Below are 21618 nucleotides of genomic sequence, written 5' to 3'. Positions count from 1 at the left end.
TGGCGGACCGGCCGGTCCGCCACCCCCGCGTGGTCGTGCGTGAGGTCAGCCGGCGGCGCGGGCCTCCATGCGGGCCTTGCGGGCCGCGAGCTTCGCGTCGAACTTCAGGGCCTCGGAGTCCAGGCCGCCCATGAACAGGCCGAGCTCCTCCTGGGCCTGCAGGCCCTCGGGGCCGAGGCCGTCCATCTCGAGGACCTTGAGGTGGCGCAGCACGGGCTGGAGCACGTCGTCGTGGTGGATGCGCATGTTGTAGACCTCGCCGATGGCCATCTGCGCGGCCATGCGCTCGAAGCCGGGCATGCCGTGACCGGGCATCCGGAAGTTGACCACGACGTCTCGGACGGCCTGCATGGTCAGGTCGGGCGCCAGCTCGAAGGACGCCTTCAGGAGGTTGCGGTAGAAGACCATGTGGAGGTTCTCGTCGGTCGCGATGCGCGCCAGCATCCGGTCGCAGACCGGGTCACCGGACTGGTGGCCGGTGTTGCGGTGCGAGATGCGGGTCGCCAGCTCCTGGAAGGCGACGTAGGCGACCGAGTGCAGCATCGAGTGGCGGTTGTCCGACTCGAAGCCCTCGCTCATGTGCTGCATGCGGAAGGCTTCGAGCTTGTCCGGGTCCACGGCGCGCGAGGCGAGCAGGTAGTCGCGCATCACGATGCCGTGGCGGCCCTCCTCGGCGGTCCAGCGGTGCACCCAGGTGCCCCAGGCGCCGTCACGGCCGAAGAGGCTGGCGATCTCGTGGTGGTAGCTGGGGAGGTTGTCCTCGGTCAGCAGGTTCACGACCAGCGCGATACGGCCGATCTCGGTGACCTTGGACTGCTCCTTGTCCCAGGACTGGCCGTCCTCGAAGAAGCCCGGGAAGTTGCGGGCGTCGGACCACGGCACGTAGTCGTGCGGCATCCAGTCCTTGGCGACCTTGAGGTGCCGGTTGAGCTCCGTCTCCACCACTTCTTCCAGCGCGTACAGCAAGCGGGCGTCGGTCCAGGCGGAGGACGGGCTGCCGAGGTGGGGAGAAGTGATCGTCACGGGGGCTCCAGGGGACGTGAAATGCTGAGCGTGCACACAACCTACGGCATCGTAGGCTACGTACCCGTAGGTTACGAGGCCGTAGGTTAAGGGCCGCGTAAAGTGCCTGATCAGCAACGATTCCGAAGCGGGCCGCGCCCTTCCGGGTGAACCGGGGTCCGGGCGCCGGAACGCCGCGCGGAGCGCCCGCTCAGAGGTACAGGTCGCGCAGCCTCACCGAGAGGCATGTCACACAGCCCTCCAGCTTCTCGAACTCGCCGATGTCCACGAGGACGGGCTCGTGGCCGAGGTCCGCGTACAGCTCGGCGGTCTTGGGGGCGCTCGCCGCCATGAGCAGCTTCCCGCCGCCCAGCAGCACCACGTGGGCGCCCGACTCCTCCGGCACCGACAGGAAGCGCGGGAACAGCGACGGAGTGTCCACCAGCGGCTCGTGGCCCACCACGGTGCCGTCGGGCAGCGCGGTGACCGCGGACTTCAGGTGCAGCACCCTGGTCACCGGCACGGCGACCACGCGTGCCCCGAGCGGCTCGAAGGCGGCCCGCAACTGCTGGATGCCCGCCGCGTTGGTCCGTCCGCCGCGGCCCACGTAGATCGTGTCGCCGACCTTGAGGACGTCGCCGCCCTCCAGGGTGCCCGGCTCCCACACCCAGTTCACCGAGCAGCCGAGCCGCGCCACGGCCTCCTCGACACCCGCCGTCTCGCCCCGCCGGGACTCCGCGCCGGGACGGGCGATCAGCGCCACGTTGCGGTAGACGACCACCGCGTCCTCCACGAACACCGAGTCCGGGCAGTCGTCGGACGCCTCGGCCTCCACCGTCTCCCAGCCGTGGGCGCGCAGGGCCTCCCCGTACGCCTCCCACTGCTCGACCGCGAGATCGACGTCGACATCCGTGCGCTCGATGTGCGTGACCAGGCCCTCGGCCAGGCGGGGGCTGGGGCGGCGGACGAGCGCTTTCTGGCTGGGCACGTGCGGATCTCCGTCTCGGCAGGGTGTGTCCCCGCACATCATGCATTCCGGGCCGTGGTCGCAACAGCCCCCCGAGGGGAGGGGGTGTGGAGACGGATGGGGCGGATGTGTCCCGATCCGCTCGGCTACGCAGAGTCCCGGGGGCCTTTCCGTGCGTGGCGGACGGTGCCCTGCCGGGGCCGCGTCCCGGAGCGGGGGCCTACAGGAACCGCCGGATCGGCGTGACCGCGGCCTCCTGGAGCCGCTGGGAGACGGAGCGCGTGTTCCACCGGGCGGCGTCGACGCGCCGGCTGACGGACCGGTCGTCGTCGAAGTGCCCGTCCAGGGTCGCGGTGAACGCCTCGTCCAGCACGGCGAGCATGATCTCCTCGTCGTGGTCCAGGGAGCGGCGGTTGAAGTTCACCGAACCGACCAGGGAGGCCACCCGGTCGACGGTGATCACCTTCGCGTGCATCATCGTCGGCTGGTACTCCCAGATCCGCACCCCCGCGTCCAGCAGCGTGGAGTACAGCCGCTCGCCCGCCAGTTGGCAGACGCGCTTGTCGGTGTGCGGTCCCGGCAGCAGGATTTCCACCTCGACCCCTCGGCGCGCGGTGGCACCGAGCAGCCCGACGAAGTACGGATCGGGGGCGAAGTACGCGGTCGTCAACCGGACGCGCTCCTGCGCCGATTCGAGCATCACCCGGATCAGGGTCTTCATGTCCTGCCAGCCCACGCTGGCGGAACCCCGCACCACCTGGACGGTCGACGTGCCCCGCGCGGGCTGCCCGACGAACCGGTCCCGGTCGTCGAAGAGGGCCGGGTGGCACTCGGCCCAGTTCTGCGCGAACGCGGCAGCGATGCCGTCGACGGCGGGCCCGCTGACCCGCACGTGCGTCTCCCGCCACTCGGCCGCGGACCGGGCGTCGCCGCACCACTCCTGCGCGATGCCCACACCGCCGGTGTGGGCGAGCGTCTCGTCCACGATCAGCGCCTTGCGGTGGCAGCGGTGGTTCTGCTTGAGGGGCGACAGGGACAGGGGCTTGCGGAACCAGGCCACGAGCACGCCGGCCCGCTCCATGAGCGTCACCAGGTCCCGTTCGATGAGCCGGCTGCCGAAGCCGTCGAGCAGCAGCCTGACCCGTACGCCCGCCCGGGCGCGGTCGGCGAGCGCGACCGCGAACGACCTGGCTATCGCGCCCCGCCAGTACACGAACGTCATCATGTCGACCGTGTGCTCCGCCGCCCGGATGGAGGCCAGCATCGACGTGAAGATCTCGTCGCCGTTGCGCAGCGGGACCAGCGTGTTGTGCTCGGTCGCGGCGACTCCGATCATCCGCTCCAGACGCCGGCGGAACCGCTGCTTGCGGTCCGCCGAGCGGGCCGCGCACAGCGGGGGCGGGGTCCGCGGCTGCCCGGCCAGGGAGCCGGACGGCCCGAGGCCCTGGACGGTCGTGGTCATGCGGATTCTCCTACGGGTCCGGCGCTGCCTGGGGGAGTGCGGGGTCAGGTGCCGGTGACCCCGTCCGCCAACTCGCGCAGGATGTCGAGGTGTCCGTTGTGGCGTGCCGTCTCCTCGACCAGGTGCAGCAGGATCCAGCGCAGGGTCGGGTACCGGTCCCCGCTGATCGGCTGCTTCGCCCGGTCGTCAGGATCGAGCCCCGCGACCAGAACGCGGAAGTCGGCGCACTGCGCCTCGTACTCCGCTAGCAGGCGGCCGAGCGGAACGCCGGGGGCGATCCGCATCTCCGCGTCCGGGTCGTCCTCGGTGCCGGGCAGGATGTCCTCGCCGCCCAGGAACACCACCCGGATCCAGTAGTACTCGACCCAGCGCAGATGGCTGACGAGTCCGGCGACCGTCATCAGCGGTGAGCCGGGCAGCGGGGCCCCGAGCGCGTCCGCGTCGGAGAGGCCGGCGCACTTGGCGTGCACCGTCGCCCGTGTGTAGTCCAGGAGGGCCGCCAACGTGGTCTGCTCGTCCCAGGAACCGGGGGTGTCGGTGCGCTCGCTGTTCACGGGTTCCGGTCGTCCTCTCAAGTCGGGTGCTGTCAGTTGCTGTCGGGGTCGGTCGGGGTCTGCCGCGGGCTCGCGGTCAGTTCGGGGTCACGTACGCGGCCGACAGTCCGCCGTCGACGAGGAACTCGGAGGCGTTGACGAAGGAGGAGTCGTCGCTGACGAGGAAGGCGACGGCCGCCGCGATCTCCTCGGGCTCGGCGAACCTGCCCGCCGGAATGTGCACCAGCCGCCGGGCGGCCCGCTCCGGGTCCTTCGCGAACAGCTCCCGCAGCAGAGGGGTGTTGACCGGGCCCGGGGACAGCGCGTTGACGCGGATGCCGTCGCGGGCGAACTGGACGCCCAGTTCCCGGGTCATCGCCAGCACCCCGCCCTTGGAGGCGGTGTACGAGATCTGCGAGGTGGCCGCGCCCATCCGCGCCACGAAGGAGGCCGTGTTGACGATGGCGCCCCTGCCCTGCCGCCGCATGTGGGGGATCACGTACTTGCAGCACAGGAAGACCGACGTGAGGTTGACCTCCTGGACCCGCCGCCAGGCCTCCAGGTCCGTGGTGAGGATGGAGTCGTCCTCGGGCGGCGAGATCCCCGCGTTGTTGAACGCGATGTCCACGGACCCGTAATGGGCGTGCACCTCCTCGTACACCCCGCGGACCTCGTCCTCCACGGCCACGTCGGCCCGCAGGAACAGACCGCCGACCTCGTGCGCCGCCGCCTTGCCGGCGGTCTCGTCCAGGTCGACGGCGACCACGCGGGCGCCCTCCGCCGCCAGCCTGCGGGCACTCGCCAGCCCGATGCCGCTGCCCGCCCCGGTGATCACGGCGACACGGTCCTTGAGACGCTGCATGGTTCCTCGATTCCCTCGTCGGGTGGGTGTGGTGCGGGAGCCGGCCCGATGGGCGGCCCCGCCCGGGGCCGTGCCCGGGGCGGGGTCCGGCCGGATCAGGCCCGCAGGTCCGCGGTGAACGCGTCGAGCAGTTCGTCGGGGGCTTCCATGAACCGGTAGTGCGGGCCGTGGAGCACCCGGAAGGTGGTCTCGCCGCAGTCGGCCCAGGAGTCCATCAGCCGGTGGTCGACCTCGACGTCCTCGTCCCAGCCGAGCGCGGTGATCGGGAAGGGCAGCCGCACCGGCTCGGCCGGGTGGTAGCGCTTGTTGGTCTCCACGTCGGAGCGGAGGATCTCCAGGCTCAGCTCGACCAGGTCCGGGCGCGGCGTGCCGCCCAGTTCGACGATCAGGGTGTGCACCTCCGCGGCCAGTTCGGCGTCCGTCATCTCCAGGAACCGGCCGTGCGGTCCGCGGTGCGGGGCGATCTGCGAGGAGACGAACAGCCGGGCCGGCGTCGGGTAGCCGCGCTCCAGCAGCCTGACGGCGGTCTCGTACCCCGGCAGAGCCGATCCGCAGTGGCCGAAGATGCCGAACGGCCGGTCCAGATGGGGGAGCAGCACCTCGACGAGGTCGTCCGCGAGGGCCTCGTACGTCTTGTACGACTCCTCGCGGAACCGGTTCTCGCGGCCCGGGAGCTGGATCGGGACGATCTCCGTGTCCCCCACGAAGCGGGGCCACTTGCGGTACATGCTCGCCCCGCAGCCGGAGTACGGCAGGCAGAACAGCCGGGAGGCGCTCTCCGGGGAGGGCTCGCGCAGGAACCAGCGTGCGGCGCTCATGCGAGCGACTCCGCGTACCTGGCGGCCGATCCCGCGCGGACCCTGGCGACCATCGGCATGTGCTTGATGCCGGCCACGAAGTTGGAGTGCAGGTGCTCGACCTCGCCCGCGGACTCGAACCCGTCGAAGTTCTCGAAGAGTTCGGTGAAGAGGATCTTCAGGCTCATCCGCGCCACGGTGTGGCCGACGCAGTAGTGCGCGCCGCTGCCGAAGGCCACATGGCGGTTGGGCTTGCGGCGGATGTCGAACGTGAACGGGTCCGCGAACGCCTCCTCGTCGCGGTTGGCCGATCCCAGCCAGACCACGACGGCGTCGCCCGCCCTGATCCTCCTGCCGCGCAGCTCGATGTCCTGGAGCGCGTAGCGCATGAAGTGGTTGGCCGGGGAGGACCAGCGAAGGGCCTCGTCGACCCCGGTGTTCAGCAGCTTGGGGTCGGAGCGCCACTCGTCGAGCACGGGAGTGCCGATCACCTCGGCCATCGCGCCGGTCGGCACGAACGGCGTGGTGACGTTGGCGCCGAGGATCAGGCTGTAGCAGTTCGACAGGATCGCGCCGGTCTCCAGCTTGCGGCCGTCGATCTCCATCTCCATCAGCAGGCTGATGAGGTCGTCGCCGAGGTTGTCGCGGCGCTCGCGCAGGATGTCGTGGAAGTACGCGAACAGCTCCCGGTGCGCCGTCCGGAGCGTGTCGGCGGCGTCGCCCGGCCCGGCGAACTCCGGGTCCTCGGGGGCGATGGACATGGTCGTCAGCCGGGTCAGCCGGGTCCAGTCCTCGCGCGGCAGGCCCATCATCGTGCCGGCGGTCGCCATCGGCAGCGACATCATGGCCTCGGCGAAGTCGAAGGGCTCACCGCCCAGCGCGGGGGTCAGCAGCCGGTGCACCTCGGTGGTGACCGCGTCCCGGTACTTCTCCACCTGCTTGTTGGTGAGCGCGCGCTGCATCGGGACCCGCATACGGGTGTGGCGCGGCGGGTCGGTCGCCGCCATCTGGCGGCCCCGCGCCGGGTCGTCCTTGCCGAGCAGGAACAGCATCGTGCCGCGCTGCGAGGTGAACAGGGTGTGGTCCCGCAGGACCAGGTCGGCGTCCTCGAACTTGGTCACCGACCAGAAGCCGAGGGTGTCGTCGACCTGCTGCCAGCGGACCGGGTCGCGGTGGCGCATGGCGTTCCAGATGGAGTGCGGGTCGCCGTTCCCGTACAGGGCGGAGTCGACCAGGTCGACCGACTCCAGGTCGATCTCGTCGGGCGGCACCGGCTGGTTGAGCCTCATCTCGGGTGATCTCCTGATCTCAGCGGGCGGACTCGGCGGCCGGCAGGCCCCCGAGTTCTTCGGCCAGTTCGGCGACCGTGGGCCGCAGGTAGAGGGTCCGCGCGGACAGTTCCACCCGGAACCGGTCCTGGAGGCGGGTGAGCAGGTCCGCCGCGATCAGCGAGTGGCCGCCCAGTTCGAAGAAGTCGTCGTCCACGCCGACGGGTTCGACGGCGAGCAGGTCCGCCCACTCCTCGGCCACCGCGCTCTCGGTGGCGGTACGCGGCGCGATGTACTCCGTGGCCAGCGAACGCGCGGTCCGGCGGGCCGCGGGCAACGCGGACCGGTCCACCTTGCCGTTGCGGTTCAGCGGGAGTTCGGGCAGCGGGAGGATGGCCCAGGGGACCAGGTGGCCGGGCAGTTCGCCGCGGAGCCACTCGCGCAGCCGCCGGCCGAGCGCCGCGGGCTCGTCGTCCTCGGGCCGCTCCGCCGTGACGTAGGCGAGCAGCCGTCTGCCCCGGACGCCGTCGCTCTGGGCGACCACGACCGCCTGGCGCACGTCCTCGTGGCCGCCGAGTACCGCTTCGATCTCGCCCGGCTCCACCCGGTAGCCCTGGACCTTGATCTGGCGGTCGGCCCTGCCGAGGAACTCCAGCGAGCCGTCGGGCAGCAGGCGCACGAGGTCGCCCGTCCGGTACAGCCGGGCACCGGGCTCGTTGGCGAACGGGTCCGGCACGAAGCGCTCCGCCGTCGCGGCCGGCCTGTTCAGGTAGCCGTGGGCCAACCCCTCTCCGCCCGCGTGGAGTTCGCCGGGCACGCCGACCGGTACGGGCTCGAGGTCCGGATCGAGTACCAGGGCCCGCGTACCGCTGACGGGCCTGCCGAGCGGAACGGAGTTCCCGGCGGGCGGCTCGGCGGAGGTCCAGCAGGTGGTGAAGGTGGTGTTCTCCGTGGGCCCGTAGCCGTTGGTGAAGAGCAGGTGCGGGTGGGCGGTCAGCAGCCGCTTGACATGGCTCGCGGAGACGACGTCGCCGCCGGCCAGTACGTGCCGCAGCCCGGCGAAGGCGTCGAGGTGCTGGTTGACCATCTGGTGGAACAGGCCCGCCGTCAGCCAGGCGACGGTCACCCCCTCCCCGGTCAGGGTGGCGGCGAGCTGGTCGGTGGCGAGCGGACCAGGCGCGTGCACGGCCAGCCGGCCGCCGTTGACGAGCGGGGCCCACAGCTCCAGCGTCGACGCGTCGAAGGCGACGGGGGCGAGCTGGAGGAAGACGTCCTTCGCGCGGAACTCGGCCCAGTCCGGCCGGACCACGAGCCGGGACACCGCGGCGTGCGGCACCCGGACACCCTTCGGCTCGCCCGTCGAACCGGAGGTGAAGCTGATGTACGCCGGGGCGCTCGCCGGGACGTCCGCGAGTACGGTCCCGGTGCCGCCCGCCGGGCCCGCCGGGGTGTCCAGCGGCAGCACCGCGGGGCCGGCGGGCACGCGACCGGCGAACCGCTCCTGGGCCAGCACCGCGCAGGCCCCGGTGTCCGCCAGCAGCCGGTGCAGGCGGGGGCCCGGCAGGTCGGGCTCGAACGCGGCGTACGCGGCACCGGTCTTCAGGACGGCGAGCAGCGCGACGACGAGCTCGGGGGACCGCTCGGCGAGCACCCCGACCACCTGTCCGGGGCCTGCCCCCGCCTCCTGGAGGCGTACGGCGAGCCGGTCGGCGTGGGCGGTCAGGGCGCGGTAGGTCAGCGACCGCCCGGCGCAGCTCACGGCGACCGCGTCCGGAGTCCGCCCGGCCTGCTCCTGGACGAGGACGTGGACGGGCCTCGCGGGAGCGGGGGCGCGGCCGGAGCCGGCCAGTGCCGCCGCCTCGGCCCTGGCCGCGGTGGAGGCGAGCGGCAGCACGGACAGCCGGACGTCAGGAGCGGCGGCCGACAGGACCGTCGCCACCTGGTCCTCCAGGCGTGCGGCGTCCCATTCGGAGCCCGCGTCCGCGCCGACGGAGACCGCCAGGCCCGCGGGCCCGCCCGTGAGCGTGACCCCGGACGCCGGTCGCGAGGGCGCCGGGCCCCAGACGAACGCGGCGTCCGCCGGGGGGCCGTGGAGGTCGTCGTCCCGGATCTCCGCCAGGGCGAGCAGCGCCTTCTCCGCGTCCGCGACGAGCGCGCCGAACGTCTGGTCCGCGCAGACCTCGAAGGTGAGCACCGAGTCGGCGGCGGTGTCCCGGTGCGCCACGCGCACCGTGTCCTGCAGGGAGCGCCGGTACAGCACGGCGACGAGCGCGGCGAGCGCGGGAGCGGCCTCCGGCCCGGGGCCCGAGGACGCCGTGCCCGAGGCGTCCTGCTGCTGCGAATCGGTCGGTGACGTCACGAGTTCTCCTTCGAGGGGGCGGTGCCGGCCGGAACTGCGCTGCGCCGCCTGCGCTGCGCGGACCGGTCGATGCGCTGGATGGGTGCGGCGCTCCCGCGGGGCGCGGCCAGCCGCTCGTCCACGTGGGCGGCCACCGCGGCGATGGTCGGCGACTCGAAGAGCAGGCCGAGCGGCACGTCGACGGCGTACTCCTGCCTCACCCGGTCCATCACCTCGGAGCCGAGCAGCGAGTGCCCGCCGAGGGCGAAGAAGTCGTCGTGCACGCTCACCCGGTCCACGCCGAGCGCCTCGGACCAGATCCCGGCCAGCGTCGCCTCGGTCGCCGTGCTCGGTTCGCGGTGCGCCTCGGCCGCGGCGGCGGCCAGATCCGGCCCGGGGAGGGCGGCGCGGTCCGCCGAACCGGCCCGGTCGAGGGGGAAGTCCGGTACGACGAGGATGTGGGCCGGCACGGCGTGGGCGGGCAGCCGCTCCTGGAGCCGCCGGCGCAGTCGGGCCACCGCGCCGCGCACCCGGGTGACCGCCAGCGGGTCGTTGGCCAGGGCGCCGTCGTCCGGGACGCCCGCGGGCGAGCCGGCGTCCGGCGCCGTCGCGCGCAGCCCGAAGCCCTCCGGCGGCGGGCCGGCCGACTCCGTCTCCCGTTCGGCGGGGGTGAGCAGGACGTCCAGTCTGCCGCCGCCGTCGGGGCCGTACTGCACGAGGGCGGTCCAGCCCGCCTGCCCGGCGGCGGCCACCAGGGCGCCGGGGTCGACGGGGCCGCCCGCCGTCGCGGGCCGGGGCGCCAGCGCCGCGTTGGCGTCGGCGACGGTGGAGAGCCCGCCGTCCGCCAGCGCGGACAGGGCCCGCAGCCGGCCGTGCACACGGGCGTCGGGCACGGACCGCAGCAGCAGCCGTCCGGGCGCGCGGTCGGACAGGTACCGGGTCACCGCGTCCGCGGTGAGGCCGTCGGCCGCCCAGTCGAGGACGGTGTCCGCCGCGGCGGGCCCGACGGGGTCGCCGGCGCGCAGCACCACGTCGTAGCGGTAGACGCCGAGTTCGTTGCGGTGCCGGCCCAGCCGCGGCAGCACGTACGCCTCGGAGAGTCCGGGGAGCCTCTCGGCGAGGGAGGCGAAGTAGCGGGGGTCCAGGAGCAGTTCCTCCTCCTGGCCGCTGCGGGCGCCCACCGAGTTCCACAACTGCGAGGCCGGCGCCTCAGGTTCCAGCAGCTCCAGCTGTCCCGGCAGGTGCATCGCGCCGAGCAGCGGCAGGGACCGTACGGCCCCGAGGTAGACGTGGCCGCCGGGGCGGAGCACACGCAGGGCCCCGGCGAGCACCCGCTCCAGGTACGCCCGGTTCGGGAAGTACTGCACGACGGAGTTGAGGACGACGGTGTCGAAGGAGTCGTCGGCGAACCCGTCGAAGTCGTCGGCCGCGCGCTCCAGGAGCGTCACGTCGTCGACCTTGTTGGCGAGCCAGTCCTGGTGGTCGCGGATGTGGTGCAGGGCGTGCGCCGAGAGGTCCGTGCCGGTGTACCGGTCGCTGCGCGGTGCCAGGCGGAAGAGGAGGGCGCCGGTGCGGCAGCCGATCTCCAGCACGTCGGCCGGCCGCAGCGCGAGGATGCGGCGGAACGTGGTGTCGGCCCACTCGCGCATCTCGGCTGCCGTGAGGTACTCGCCGGTGTGCGGGCTGTTCCAGCCGGTCACGTTGAGCGCCGGATCGTCCTCGGCGGCACGTTTCGCGTAGGTCTCCTCGAACACCGCCCGGGCCTCGCCGTCACCGCCGGGGCCCCGGTCGAGGAGCCTGACGTGGGCGACCAGTTCGGGTTCCGGGCCCTCGCCCTCGTACGGGGCGACCAGCGCGCGGTCGACATCCGGCGCCGACTGCAGCGCGGCCTCCACGTCGGTCCGCTCCACCGGGTGGGTGCGGACGCGGACGCCTTCGCCGAGCAGCTCCAGGGTGCCGTCGGACAGCCGGCGGGCGCGCAGTCCGGTGCGCACCAGGTGCTCGCCGGGCCGCAGCGGGTCGTCGGCCAGGAGGCGGCCGCTCTCGTGCGGGCGTCCCAGCACGCCGCCGGGCGACGGGAGGCCGCCGACGCACAGTTCGCCGGGGACCGCGCCGGGAACGAGCAGCCCGGCCGTGTCGAGGACGCGCAGCCGCAGGCCCCCCTCCGGTGCCCCCGTCAGCCGCGTACCCTCCGCGCACCCGTCTCCACCGGTCCCGGGCACGGGCCGGAACACCAGGTCGAGGGCCGCGTGCGCGGGGCCGGCCTGGGCGTGCAGCCCGCTCCCGGGGGCACGTGCCGCCAGCCGGTCGGCGAGCGCGGGCCACGGGCGTTCGTCCGTGCACACGGCACGGCGCAGGGACGGCAGGTCGGGCGCCGCGTCCAGTACCGCGTCCAGTGTGGAGGCCGGGCAGGCGAGCACGGCGACCCCTTCGGAGAGCACCGTGCGGGCCAGGTCCGCGGCGCTCCCGCCGGCCGGCAGGACGAGCCGGGCGCCGGCCGCGGCGGGCCACAGCAGTTCCCAGGGGCAGGCGCCCCCGTTCGGAGGGACGGTCAGCACGCCCCCCTCCCGTGCCCGGGGTTCCAGTCCCTCCAGGTGGACGGCGGCGGCCCGGCCGAGCCGATGGGCGGCCCCGGCGTGGGTGGTCAGCACGCCGCGCGGCGGGGCGTCCGAGGGCGGCGGATAGTCGGCGAACGCGTCGTGGCCGGCCTCGGGAGTCGCGGCGGGACGGTCCGCGGGCCGGTGCCCGAGCGCGGTGCCGACGTCGAACGGACGCACCAGCGGGTCCAGCCCCTCGGGACCGTCGCCCAGGACCAGCACCAGGTCGGTGGAGCAGTCGAGCAGGACGTCGTTGAGGTGCCCGACGGGATGCCGGGGGTCGAGGGGCACGGCCACGCCGCCGGCCTTGACCACGCCCAGCAGCGCGGTCACGCCGTGCGCGGAGGCGGGGACGCAGACGGCGACGGGGCTGCCCTTGAGCACGCCCAGCTCCCGCAGCTCCCAGGACAGCCGGTTGGCGGCCTCGTCCAGCTCGCGGAAGGTGACGGCCGTGTCCCCGTGCCGCAGCGCGACGGCGTCGGGGCTCAGCCGCGCCCGCTCCTCGAGGAGCGAGGCCACCGTGACGGCCGGGCCGGGCGCCTTCACGACAGGAGCGGAGGGCTCCGCGTCCGGGGACTGCGCCCGGGAGGCCGCCACGACCGGCAGCTCGCGCACCGGGACGTCCGGGTTCCGGCACACGCCGTCGACGAGCGTGTCCAGCGAGTCCATCATGCGGCGGACGACGGCCTCGGTGAAGACGTCGGTGGAGAAGTAGACCGTGCCGCGGATACCGCCGTCGTCGTCGGGCTCCAGGTCGACCTCCAGGTCGAAGCGGGCCGTGTCGGTGCTCAGCGGTTCGATGGAGAAGGTGAGTTCGGGAAGCTCCACGCTCCAGCGCTGCGAGTTGTCGAAGCCCATCTGGTGCCGGACGAGCGGGACCCTGGCCCTGTTGTCGCGCTCGGGAGTGATGACCTCGACGATGCGCTCGAAGGGCACGTCCTGGTGCTCGTACGCCCCGAGGCACACCTCCCTCGCCTGGCGCAGGAGGTCGCGGTAGGTCTGCGAGCCCGTGGTGTCCATGCGCAGCGCCAGCTCGTTGACGAAACAGCCCGCGAGATGCTCGAGTTCGGCCCGCCTGCGGCCGGCGACCGCGGAACCGATGACGATGTCGTCCTGGCCGCTCCAGCGGGACAGCACCACGGACTGCGCGGCGAGCAGGGCCATGAACGGGGTGGCCCGCTCCGTCTCGGCCAGTCCGGTCAGGCGGGCGACGGTCTCCGCTGCCATCCGGTAGGGGACCGTGCCGCCCCGCCAGGTGAGTTCGGCCGACCGGGGCAGTCCCGTGGCGATGTCCACCAGACGGGTGTCCGCCAGGCGTTCGCGCCAGTAGTCGAGTTGCTTCTCGACCGCGGCGTCGTTCATCCGCTCGCTCTGCCAGGCGGCGAAGTCCCCGTACTGGACGGAGAGTTCCGGCAGCGCGGGCTCCTGTCCGCGCACACGGGCCGAGTAGCGCTCGCCCAGCTCCCTGATGAGGACGTTCATCGCCCAGCCGTCGGTGGCGATGTGGTGCTGGCAGATCAGCAGCAGGTGCTCGTCGTCGGCCAGGCGCAGCAGCGCCGGGCGCAGCATCAGGTCCTGTTCGAGGTCGAAGGGCCGGTTGATCTCGTCCTTGCACAACCGCTGGGCCGCCGCCTCCCGTTCACCGGCCGGCAGGTCGGTCAGGTCGGTGAGCGGGAGGTCGAGTCCGGTGAAGGGGCGGACCGTCTGCACGGGGGCGCCGTCGAGCTGGCGGTAGGTGGTGCGGAGCACCTCGTGCCGTTCCACGATCTCGCCGAGGCACCGGTGCAGGAGGGCGGTGTCGAGCCGCCCCCTCAGCCGTGCCGCGCCGGCGACGTTGTAGAACACGGCCTCGGGCTCCAGCCGGCTGAAGAACCAGATGCGCTGCTGCGCCGGTGAGAGGGGCATCGCCGCGCGGTCGCCGCCGTGGCGTCCGATGCGACCGGACGGGGCGGCCGGGACCCGACGCGCGACCAGCCGGTCGAGCAGCTCCCGCTGTTCTGCTGTCAGTGTGGCCGGTCGCATGTGCGCCTCACCCTTCAATGGCTGATCGTTCGGGTTCGTGCCGGTGGATGTCATGACTGCCGTCCTGTGGTCCGCCGCGCGTGCCGCAGGGGCCGCACGTCCGCGCACAGCTGCGCGAGGACCTCGGCCCTGCGCTCCTGGACGAGGAAGTGGCCGGCCGCGAACGTGTGGAGCGCGAAGTCGCCGTTGCTCTCGCGCCTCCAGGCCGCGGCGCGTTCGGGCCGCACCCCGGGGTCGCGGTCGCCCAGGTAGACCCGTACCGGGCAGTCCAGCGGACTGTCGTCGCCGGGCTGCGGCCCGGCCAGCGCGGTCAGGTCGGCCCGCAGGACGGGAAGCAGCATCCGCAGGTAGTCGTCGTGGGCGAGCAGCTCCGGCGGGGTGCCGCCCATGTGGTGCAGGAAGTCGAGGACGCCGTCCTCGGTGAGCCACCGCGAGTAGTCCTTGCGCGGCCCTTCCCGGGGCGCCTCGCAGGCGGCGGCGACCATCAGCGCCGGCGTCACGCCCGCCTCGCGCCGCAGGGTCCGGCACAGCTCGGCGCCGACGGTGGCTCCCATGCTGTGCCCGAAGACCACCAGGGGCCGGTCGGCGAGTCCGGCGACCTCGGCCGCCAGCGGGCGGACGATCCCGTCCATGGTCCGCAGCGGAGTCTCCGCGAGCCGCGAGCCGTGACCCGGCAGTTCCACCGCCACCAGCCCCACGTCCGGAGGCAGCAGCCCCGACCAGCTCCGGTAGGTGTGGGCCGAGGAGCCGGCGGCCGGCAGACAGAGCACGCGCAGGGCGACGTCCTCACTCTGCGACCAGTCGCGCAGCCACGTCATGTGCGTTCCCCTCCCCGGTCCCGGGCCTGTGCCGGACCGCTGTACCCAGCTTCGTGATCGTGGCGGGGAGTTGCAGTCGGGTGAGTTCCTGACAGTGGCTCCGGGCACTCGGGGGAGCAGCTCCAGCGCAGGCTCTCCGTGCCGTCCGGCAGGTCGTTGACGGCGAGCGCGGCGGCGAAGCCCTCGGGTGCCTCGACGGCCCGTACGAACCAGACGCCGGGCACTCCGGGCACGCGCGCGTCGGCCCAGCCGTCGGGGCGGAGTTCGCCGATGCGCGGCAGGTCCACGACACCGGTGCCCGCCGCCTTGCCCACGGCCTCCAGACGCGTCCACACCTGGGTTCCCTCGCGGTCCGCCAGATGCGGGCCGGTTCCGTCGTCGACCAGGACAGCGGACCAGTTGACCCCGGCCCTGACCCGTTCGACGTCCACGCCCACGGCCAGCGGTGGCCGGCACACGGCCACCATGGCGACCTGGTCGCTGTGGCTCAGACTGACGTCGAGGGCGACCTGTCCCGAGTCCACGGCCCAGATGGGCTTCCCGTGCACGGCGGGGCCGCACCGCGGGCAGAAGCGGTGGAAGCGCAGCTCGGCGGGCGCCTCGCCGGTGTAGCCGGCGAGGATGTGCCGCAGCGCGCAGTGGGCGGCCCGGTAGCGCCGCCGGTCGACGGCGCGTTGCAGCCGGCTCGCCCGCCGGCGCTCGTCGCCGTCCAGGCAGTCGCCGCCGTCGGGAAGTTCCAGTTCGTCGAGTTCCAGGTACCACAGGTGAACCACACCGGTGCGCAGGCCGGGCGCCGGCGGCGGCACCGCCGCCGGATCCGCGCCGGCGATCTCCCACATCGTTGACATCGCGACTCCTCATGGGCCCGCTGCCGACCGGACGGCCGGCAGCGGGCAGTGCTCAGACGGCCGCTGCGACCCGGCCGGTGTCCGGCCGCACCGCCGCCGGCAGCGGGTGGTCGGGCAGCGGGAAGCGGCGGCACAGCTCGGCGGCGCGGGCGGCAGCGGCGCGCCGTACGCCCTCGTCCAGCCCGTAGTCGCGGTCGCCGGACGGGCGCACGGCCGCGAGCACGGTGTCGAAGAGGTCCGCGCACTCGGCCATCTCGGCCACGCCCATGCCGCGCAGCGCCAGCACGTTGGTGCCCAGGCGCACGCCGCCGGCGACCCGGGGCCCGTGCCGGTCGCCCGGGATGCTGTTCTTGTTGACGATGACTCCACAGCTCTCCAGGGCCCGCTCGGCGATGGTGCCGGTCAGCCCGCGGCGCGCCACGTCGAGCAGCACCATGTGGGTGTCGGTGCCCCCGGTCAGCACATGGTGGCCGCGGCTGTCGAGTTCCTTGGCCAGCGCGGCGGCGGTCGTGACGATCCGCTCGGCGCGCTCGCGGAACGCCGGGGTGGCGACGTCGGCCAGTGCCCGCGCCTTGGCCGCGATCGTGTTGAGTCGCGGGGTGCCCTGGAGGTAGGGGAAGACCGCGTCCTCCAGGGCCGCTTGGAGCGTCCGGCCGGAGGCGGTGCGCGTCCCGGCGTCGCGGCCCAGCAGGATCAGACCGCCCCGGGGCCCGTACAATTGCTTGTACGTACTGGTCGTCGTCACGTGGGCCACGTCGACGGGGCTGGGGTGCACTCCCGCGGCGACCAGCCCCGCGATGTGCGAGATGTCCGCCACCAGGTAGGCGCCGACCTCGTCCGCGACCTCCCGGAAGCGTTCGAAGTCGATGGCGCGCGGATACGAACTGGCCCCGCAGAAGATGAGTTTGGGCCGGTGCTCGCGGGCGAGCGCGGCCATTCCCGCGTAGTCGACCAGGCCGTCGCCGTCCAGGCCGTAGCGGACGGGGGTGAAGAACCGGCCGCTCATGGAGGCGGACGCCCCGTGGGTGAGATGGCCTCCCGCCTTCAGGCCCATGCCGAGCACGACGTCGCCGGGGGCGAGCAGGCTGCAGAGCACGACCTGGTTGGCGGTCGAGCCCGAGTGCGGCTGCACGTTGGCGTGCCGGGCGCCGAAGGCCTCCTTCGCCCGGCGCACGGCGAGGCGTTCGACCTCGTCGACCAGTTCGCAGCCCGCGTGGTACCGCGCCCCCGGATAGCCCTCCGTGGTCACGTTGCCCGTGGCGCTGGCCTCGCAGGCCAGCACCGAGGGGTCGGCGGTGCTGGCCGCCGCGACCATGGCGAGCGTCTCGTGCTGGCGCACCTGCTCACGTTCCAGCAGCCCGTACAGCTCCGGATCCCGGTCGGCGAGCAGCCGCGCGCCGTGGTCGAGCGTCCGGTCGAAAATGCCCGCCGTCATCGGGTGCTCTCCTCAAGGGTGTCGAGCAGGTCCTGGGTCTGCGTGCCGTCCAGGGCGCTGACCTGGAGGTAGATCTCCGCGATCGCGTTCGCGTCGGTGCCCGCGGCGCGGCCCGCCTCCTCGGCGAGGGCCGCCTGCCCGGCCACCGTGCTCGTCTCGAAGACATCGCGCAGCGGCACGTCCAGGCGCAGGTTGTCGCTCAGCGCGTACGCCACCTGCGTCACCCCGAGTGAGTTGCCGCCGAGCTCGAAGAAGTCGTCGTCGACACCGACCCGGTCGGTCCGCAGCACGGCCGCCCAGATGTCCGCGACGGCGCGCTCCAGCGGGGTGCGGGGGGCGACGTAGGAGGTGGCCGGCTCCAGCCGGACGTCCACGGTGGCCGCCGGCAGGGCGCGGCGGTCCACCTTGCCGTTGGCCGACAGCGGAAGGGCGTCCAGCACCACGAACGAGTCGGGGACCATGTGGTCCGGCAGGGTGGCCTTCAGGTGCTTGCGCAGATCGCCGGCGCCGGGCGCGGCGCCCGTGGACGGCACGACGTACGCGGTGATGCCGATGCCGTGCCCCGACGCGTCCGTGCGGACCGCCGCCACCGCCTCGGCGAGGTCCGGGTGCCCGGTGAGCGCGGCCTCGACCTCGCCCAGTTCGATGCGGAACCCGCGCACCTTGACCTGGTGGTCGAGCCGTCCGAGCAGGTGCACGGTGCCGTCGTCGGCGTACCGGGCGAGGTCGCCGGTGCGGTACAGCCGTGCCCCGGCGGGCACGCTCGGGTGGGCGCCCGCGCGGGGGTGCGGCACGAAGCGTTCCGCGGTCGCCCCCGGGCGGCCCAGGTAGCCGCGGGCCAGTCCGGTCCCGGCGAGGCACAGTTCGCCCGGGACACCGACCGGGACGACCTCCAACCTCTCGTCGACGATCAGCAGTTGCTGGTTGGCCATCGGACGGCCGTAGGGGATGTGCACCCAGTCCGCGCCGGTCTGCGCGACGAGCTGGACGACGGAGTGGATGGAGACCTCCGTGGCGCCGCCCATGACGACGACCCGGAGTTCCGGGAAGAGCGCCCTGGCGCGGTCCGGCAGGGGCACCGGCACCCAGTCGCCGCCGAGGAAGGCCACCCGGAGCGTGGGCCGGGCCGGGGCGGTCGTGCCCAGCGCGTCGACCAGTGCCTCCAGAAGGGTGGGCGCCGAGTTCCAGACGGTGACGCCGTGCCGCTCGATCAGCTCGGCCCAGTGGCGGGGGTCCTTGGCCGAGCCGGCGTCGGGCAGGACCGTGGTGCCGCCGGCGGCGAGCATGCCGAGCAGCTCGTACACCGACATGTCGAAGCTCAGGGAGGACAGGGCGAGCACCGAGTCGCCGGGACCGATGGACTGCCCGCGGTTGAGGTCGGCGATGTTGTTCGCCGCGCCGCGGTGGGTGACGGCGACCCCCTTGGGGCGGCCGGTGGAACCGGAGGTGTAGATGATGTACGCGAGGTTGTCGGGTCCGGCCGCCGCGGAGGTGCCGGGCGCGAGGGCGTCCGACATCCCCTCCGTTCCGTGGTCCCCCCTGGTCCCGTCCGTCCCGCCCGTTGCGTCGACCGGCATGACGTGTACGACGTGGTCGGTCCCGTCGCCGAGCACGCGCCCCGTGGCGGGGTCGACGGGCAGGTGCTCCAGATGGGCCGCGTCCGTCAGGAGCACGGCCGGCCGCGCGTCCGCGAGCATGAACGCCAGCCGCTCGCCCGGATAGGAGGCGTCCAGCGGCACGTACGCGCCGCCGGCCTTGAGCACGCCGAGCACCGCCGTCGCCATGGCCGCCGAGCGGTCCAGGCAGACGGCGACCGGCACGTCGGGTCCGACTCCCGCGGCGCGCAGTGACCGCGCCAACCGCTCTGCCCTGCGGTCGAGTTCGCCGTAGCCGACGCCGCCGCCGGTCCAGGCGAGGGCCGGAGCGCCGGGCTGCTCGGCGGCGCGCCGCTCGAACAGCTCGTGCAGGCAGACGTCGGGGGCGGGCGCGGCCGTGTCGTTCCACTCGCCGACGGCCCGCTCCAGCTCCGCGGCAGTCAGCCACGGCAGCTCGCTGAGCCGTCGGCCGGGGGCCTCGGCGGCGGCGGTGAGCAGCACCTCGTAGTGCCCCCACAGCCGGCGGATCGTCGCCTCGTCGAAGAGGTCCTCCGCGTACTCGACGAAGCCGGTGAAGACGCCGTCCACGTAACGCAGTTGCACGTCCAGGTCGCACTGCGCGCCGCCCCGGTCGGTGCCCGTCGCCGCTGCTTCCAGGCCGGGCAGCGAGAGGGTGGGCTCGGGCGCGTTCTGGAGCAGGAAGATGACCTGGGCCAGCGGGTTGACGCTGAGGTCGCGCTGCGGGCGCAGTTCGTCCACCAGCCGCTGGAAGGGGAGTTCCTGGTGTTCGAGCGCGTCGAGCGTGGTGGTCCTGACCCGGCCCAGCAGTTCCGTGAAGGTCGGGTCGCCCGCCAGCGAGGTGCGCAGCAGCACGGTGTTGATGAAGCAGCCGATGACCTGCTCGGTCTCCGGGGTGCGGGTGGCGACGCCGGTGCTCACCACGATGTCCTCCTGCCCGCCGTAGCGCCCGAGCAGGAGCTGGAACGCGGCCAGCAGCGTCATGAACGGAGTCGTGGAGGACGTCCGGGACAGCTTCTCCACGGCCGCGGAGAGCTCCGGCGACAGCGACACGGGGAGCTGCCGTCCGCGCAGCGACTGTACGGCGGGACGCGGCCGGTCGAACGGGAGCTGGAGCAGCCGCGGCGCGTCCTCCATCCGCTCGCGCCAGTGGGCGAGGAGCCCTTCCAGGTGCTCGCCGGACAGCCGTTCCCGCTGCCAGAGGGCGAAGTCGGGGTAGTGCACCTCTAGTTCGGGGAGCGAGGGGGTCGCGCCCGAGACCAGCGAACCGTAGGCGGCGCCCAACTCGTCCAGCAGGATGCCGCAGGACCACATGTCCGAGACCAGGTGGTGGACGGTGACGGCGAGCACGTGCTCGTCCTCGGACAACCGCAGCAGGGAGGCCCGCAGCAGGGGACCCGCCGACAGGTCGAACGGTCGGGCGGCTTCGGCGGCGAGCGCCGCCTCGACACCCGCCTCGGCCACGTCGGTGACGGATAGGCCCACGGCCACGGCCTGCTCGACGACCTGCACCGCCTGCCCGTCGAGTTGGGTGAAGCGCGTGCGCAGTGCCTCGTGCCGGTCGACGACGTACTGGAGGGCGCCGCGCAGCGCCTCGCGGTCCAGCGGCCCGTGGAGTCGGACGGCGAGCGGAATGTTGTACGCGGTCGTTCCCGGGGTGAGCTGCTCGACGATCCACAGGCGTTCCTGGGCGGAGGCCATGGGAAACACGGTTGGTTGTGAGGTCTGCACGGCCGTCTCCACACGTAGGCGTTGCGGTCTGGGGCGTAGGGCGTCCGGTGCCGCGCGGCGCGGCGGCCGGGAGTCGGCCCGGACGCCGGGCGGGGCCCGACCGTCGCTCCGGGGGCGTGTCCGGCCGTGCACGCCGGGAGGGGGCGGTCGGACACGTCCCGGGGCGTGGCGAGAGGCACACCCGGGGGTACCCGGACAGAGTGGCAACCGCCGTGCGGCGCCCGGTAGTCCGGGACATTCCTGACGTCCGGAGCGCCGCAGGGGCCGTCCATCGGGGGCACCCGGGTCCTAGGGTCGCCGGTACATCCCCGAGACCGTCCAGGAGACGCCGTGCCCGCCGTGACCACCTTCACCGTCGACTCCGGCTTCAACGGACCGCCCACCAGCGCCAACGGCGGCTACGCCTGCGGCCGGCTGGCGGTGCTGGCCGAGGGGGCCGGGCATCTGACCGGGCCCGCCGCGGTCACCCTGCACCTGCCGGTGCCGCTGGACACCGAACTCGAGTACCGCGTCGCGGGAAGGCGCGGGCACGCCTGGCAGGGGGAGGACGTCGTCGCCTCGGTGGCAACGGCGGGTGGGGAGATTCCCGTACTGGCGCCGGTGGACCAGGCGCTTGCGAGGGCGGCGGAGGCGCGCTTCACCGGCGAGGGGCATCCCTTTCCCGGCTGCTTTGTCTGCGGGACCGCGCGGGCGGACGACGGACTGAACCTGCGGCCGGGCGAGGTGCCGGGCCGGGCCGGCACGGTGGCCTGCACCTGGTCGCCGACCCCCGCCGTGGCGGGACCCGACGGGAGGGTGCCTGCGGAGATCGTGTGGAGCGCGCTGGACTGCCCCGGCGGCTGGACGGCAGATCCGGTGCGCCGGCCGAGGCTACTGGGGCGTATGACGGCCGAGTTGACGGAACTTCCGAGGGCCGGGCGCGCCTACGTGGTCGTCGGCCGGCTGGAGCGTTCCGAGGGACGCACGAACACCAACACCACGGCGCTGTTCGACGCCGAGGAGGGCACGCTGCTCGCCAGGGCGTCGGCGCTGTGGGTCGCCATCGACGCGGCCGAGGCCTTCGGGGACGCCAACGAGGCTGCCGTCGGCGCGGGTTGAGACGGCGTCGCGGTCCCTCGCGGTCTCCGCAGCCGCAGCCGCAGCCGCAGTCGCAGCGGCTGTCCGCGCCCAGTTCCCGGGGCCGCAGCGGCAGTCGGTCCTCCGAGCCCGGCTGCCGGAGCCGCAGCCCCCGCCCGCCGCCGGTGCCGGTGCCGGGGCGGGCCGCGGCGCCGGGGCCCGGCGGGGCGGGGAGGCGTCGGCGGCACATGGGTGGGGCCCCGACCGCT

Annotated in this window: 14 protein-coding genes; 1 reads left to right on the top strand and 13 read right to left on the bottom strand. The window is 73.7% G+C overall.

Going from position 1 to position 21618, the window contains the following annotated elements; translation table 11 throughout:
- Positions 1 to 45: 45 nt before the first annotated feature.
- The 13 genes from IE265_RS04305 to IE265_RS04245 form a co-directional block, all read right to left on the bottom strand.
- The gene (locus tag IE265_RS04305) at positions 46 to 1023 is read right to left on the bottom strand and encodes an acyl-ACP desaturase (protein ID WP_190033956.1); all 978 of its coding nucleotides are present in this window, start codon (positions 1021 to 1023) and stop codon (positions 46 to 48) included.
- Between the two features lie 190 nt (positions 1024 to 1213).
- Positions 1214 to 1990, bottom strand: a complete 777-nt coding sequence (ddaH, locus tag IE265_RS04300) for a dimethylargininase (RefSeq protein ID WP_190033955.1) — start codon at positions 1988 to 1990, stop codon at positions 1214 to 1216.
- Between the two features lie 199 nt (positions 1991 to 2189).
- Positions 2190 to 3431, bottom strand: coding sequence for a phospholipase D-like domain-containing protein (locus tag IE265_RS04295; RefSeq protein ID WP_190033954.1), 1242 nt, complete (start codon positions 3429 to 3431; stop codon positions 2190 to 2192).
- Positions 3432 to 3475: 44 nt separating this feature from the next.
- Positions 3476 to 3985 carry a DinB family protein gene (locus tag IE265_RS04290; protein ID WP_190033953.1) on the bottom strand — a complete coding sequence of 170 codons (510 nt, stop codon included), beginning with the start codon at positions 3983 to 3985 and terminating at the stop codon, positions 3476 to 3478.
- A gap of 76 nt (positions 3986 to 4061) precedes the next feature.
- A complete protein-coding gene (locus tag IE265_RS04285; RefSeq protein ID WP_190033952.1) occupies positions 4062 to 4826 on the bottom strand; it encodes a 3-oxoacyl-ACP reductase in 765 nt (254 codons plus the stop codon).
- A gap of 95 nt (positions 4827 to 4921) precedes the next feature.
- Positions 4922 to 5644 carry a thioesterase II family protein gene (locus IE265_RS04280; protein ID WP_190033951.1) on the bottom strand — a complete coding sequence of 241 codons (723 nt, stop codon included), beginning with the start codon at positions 5642 to 5644 and terminating at the stop codon, positions 4922 to 4924.
- The gene (locus tag IE265_RS04275; RefSeq protein WP_190033950.1) at positions 5641 to 6912 is read right to left on the bottom strand and encodes a cytochrome P450; all 1272 of its coding nucleotides are present in this window, start codon (positions 6910 to 6912) and stop codon (positions 5641 to 5643) included. The genes IE265_RS04280 and IE265_RS04275 overlap by 4 nt, the downstream gene beginning before the upstream one ends.
- Positions 6913 to 6931: 19 nt before the next feature.
- Positions 6932 to 9250 carry a non-ribosomal peptide synthetase gene (locus tag IE265_RS04270; RefSeq protein ID WP_190033949.1) on the bottom strand — a complete coding sequence of 773 codons (2319 nt, stop codon included), beginning with the start codon at positions 9248 to 9250 and terminating at the stop codon, positions 6932 to 6934.
- Positions 9247 to 13848 (bottom strand): condensation domain-containing protein, encoded by a 4602-nt coding sequence (locus IE265_RS04265; RefSeq protein ID WP_190033948.1) that lies wholly within the window; start codon positions 13846 to 13848, stop codon positions 9247 to 9249. The genes IE265_RS04270 and IE265_RS04265 overlap by 4 nt, the downstream gene beginning before the upstream one ends.
- Positions 13849 to 13898: 50 nt before the next feature.
- Positions 13899 to 14666, bottom strand: a complete 768-nt coding sequence (locus tag IE265_RS04260) for a thioesterase II family protein (protein ID WP_190033947.1) — start codon at positions 14664 to 14666, stop codon at positions 13899 to 13901.
- The gene (locus IE265_RS04255) at positions 14663 to 15514 is read right to left on the bottom strand and encodes a 4'-phosphopantetheinyl transferase family protein (protein WP_190033946.1); all 852 of its coding nucleotides are present in this window, start codon (positions 15512 to 15514) and stop codon (positions 14663 to 14665) included. Before IE265_RS04255 ends, IE265_RS04260 begins: the two co-directional genes overlap by 4 nt.
- Positions 15515 to 15566: 52 nt before the next feature.
- The gene (gene glyA, locus IE265_RS04250) at positions 15567 to 16949 is read right to left on the bottom strand and encodes a serine hydroxymethyltransferase (RefSeq protein WP_190033945.1); all 1383 of its coding nucleotides are present in this window, start codon (positions 16947 to 16949) and stop codon (positions 15567 to 15569) included.
- Positions 16946 to 20263 (bottom strand): non-ribosomal peptide synthetase, encoded by a 3318-nt coding sequence (locus IE265_RS04245; RefSeq protein ID WP_190033944.1) that lies wholly within the window; start codon positions 20261 to 20263, stop codon positions 16946 to 16948. Before IE265_RS04245 ends, glyA begins: the two co-directional genes overlap by 4 nt.
- Before the next feature lie 360 nt (positions 20264 to 20623).
- Here IE265_RS04245 and IE265_RS04240 point away from each other — a divergent pair, with 360 nt between their 5' ends.
- Positions 20624 to 21391: a hypothetical protein gene (locus IE265_RS04240; RefSeq protein WP_190033943.1), complete on the top strand. Its 768-nt coding sequence runs from the start codon at positions 20624 to 20626 to the stop codon at positions 21389 to 21391.
- Positions 21392 to 21618 lie beyond the last annotated feature (227 nt).

Source organism: Streptomyces fructofermentans (assembly GCF_014651055.1).
Classification (GTDB): Bacteria; Actinomycetota; Actinomycetes; order Streptomycetales; family Streptomycetaceae; genus Streptomyces; species Streptomyces fructofermentans.
The sequence above is the reverse complement of the archived record's forward strand: the minus strand, read 5'-3'. Positions and strand labels throughout refer to the sequence as shown.

What these genes read in the sequence shown, in the direction of transcription:
- IE265_RS04295 (WP_190033954.1), bottom strand. Translation starts at nt 3,431, where the DNA reads ATGACCACGACCGTCCAGGGCCTCGGGCCGTCCGGCTCCCTGGCCGGG.
- IE265_RS04285 (WP_190033952.1), bottom strand. Translation starts at nt 4,826, where the DNA reads ATGCAGCGTCTCAAGGACCGTGTCGCCGTGATCACCGGGGCGGGCAGC.
- IE265_RS04280 (WP_190033951.1), bottom strand. Translation starts at nt 5,644, where the DNA reads ATGAGCGCCGCACGCTGGTTCCTGCGCGAGCCCTCCCCGGAGAGCGCC.
- IE265_RS04275 (WP_190033950.1), bottom strand. Translation starts at nt 6,912, where the DNA reads ATGAGGCTCAACCAGCCGGTGCCGCCCGACGAGATCGACCTGGAGTCG.
- IE265_RS04265 (WP_190033948.1), bottom strand. Translation starts at nt 13,848, where the DNA reads ATGCGACCGGCCACACTGACAGCAGAACAGCGGGAGCTGCTCGACCGG.
- IE265_RS04260 (WP_190033947.1), bottom strand. Translation starts at nt 14,666, where the DNA reads ATGACGTGGCTGCGCGACTGGTCGCAGAGTGAGGACGTCGCCCTGCGC.
- IE265_RS04255 (WP_190033946.1), bottom strand. Translation starts at nt 15,514, where the DNA reads ATGTCAACGATGTGGGAGATCGCCGGCGCGGATCCGGCGGCGGTGCCG.
- glyA (WP_190033945.1), bottom strand. Translation starts at nt 16,949, where the DNA reads ATGACGGCGGGCATTTTCGACCGGACGCTCGACCACGGCGCGCGGCTG.
- IE265_RS04245 (WP_190033944.1), bottom strand. Translation starts at nt 20,263, where the DNA reads ATGGCCTCCGCCCAGGAACGCCTGTGGATCGTCGAGCAGCTCACCCCG.